Annotated in this window: 1 protein-coding gene and 1 pseudogene; both read right to left on the reverse strand. The window is 55.4% G+C overall.

Annotation, left to right across the window (positions count from 1 at the left end; genetic code table 11):
- Nucleotides 1–733: Cdc6/Cdc18 family protein (locus J07HQW2_RS13430; protein ID WP_303704337.1), on the reverse strand; the 733-nt coding region annotated here is incomplete at its 3' end.
- A pseudogene (locus tag J07HQW2_RS18865) lies at nucleotides 725–1,039 on the reverse strand (zinc ribbon domain-containing protein); the annotation flags it as partial. The gene J07HQW2_RS13430 and the pseudogene J07HQW2_RS18865, both read right to left, overlap by 9 nt.

The raw sequence follows: 1,039 nt of genomic DNA on the forward strand, positions 1-1,039 counted from the left end.
CCCGCGAGAGTTGGTAGAGGAGTGAATTATATTCTGGTTCCGAGTATGGGCCGTCGAGCATGTCGACCTCGTCTAAGGCGAAAATTACGCCGTCATAGTGTTCGCGCATGATTTCCCACAGGCGCTCGAGTTTCTGGTCTGTCGAGACCCCACTCTCGGGAACTCCCGGTTCTTCATCGATATTTGCCGTCGCTTCTTGAATGAGACGATAGACTGCACGACTGGTCGTACCTGGGCCCTCGCAGTTTATTGAAAACACACCGAACCGCATTCCCTGAGCCTCACTCAGCTCGACGATTTTCTTACAGACAGCATGGATAATTAGGGATTTCCCCGTTCCAGACGGCCCAGTCAGCAACATCTCCGGAATGCCGTGGTTCTGGAGAGCGGGTTTGAGATTTGTGATAACGGTCTTCAACTGCTCATCGCGACCAACGATCCGATCTTCGTCGATTATTGTATCCGGACGAACCAAATCCTTGTTTTCGAAGACAGTCTCAACAGATCCAGATTGGAGCTCGTCCATAATCGAGATACCGCTACCAGAATCGTCGAGCGTAGTTTGACTGCTGGTAGACTCCTCGGAGTTACTCTCTCCGTGCTCTCCGGGAACCTCCGTTGTGACATCCTCCTCGCCGTAAAACGGCGAGGCTTCCCACACGGTGGGAATACCAGTTAGTCGTCGCTCGTCGCTGGCAGAGGGTTTCAACTCTTCGTACGCCGTGAGCGTCATCTGCGAGGGGTTCTCGTTCGATTCACGGTGAGTCGTGGTGCTGTCACAAGCACTCCCATCCCGTGGGATGTCATCGCCTGCCGATTTCAGCGGTAGGCTCTCACCCCACGGGTCGTGGCGGTCAGCGATATTGACCGCCGTCGCAAGATCGCGTCGCGATCTTGCTGCCCGCCAGACGTAGTCTGGCGACCGCGTTGATGTCTGCGTGATACTCCGATACCCAACACTCATCGGTTGGACAGCGGAACTCGTCGCCGTTCCGCTGACCGATGTGGCCGCACTCGTGGCATGTCTGGCTCGTGTACT

Origin of the sequence: Haloquadratum walsbyi J07HQW2 (assembly GCF_000415985.1) — an archaeon.
Classification (GTDB): domain Archaea; phylum Halobacteriota; class Halobacteria; order Halobacteriales; family Haloferacaceae; genus Haloquadratum; species Haloquadratum walsbyi_B.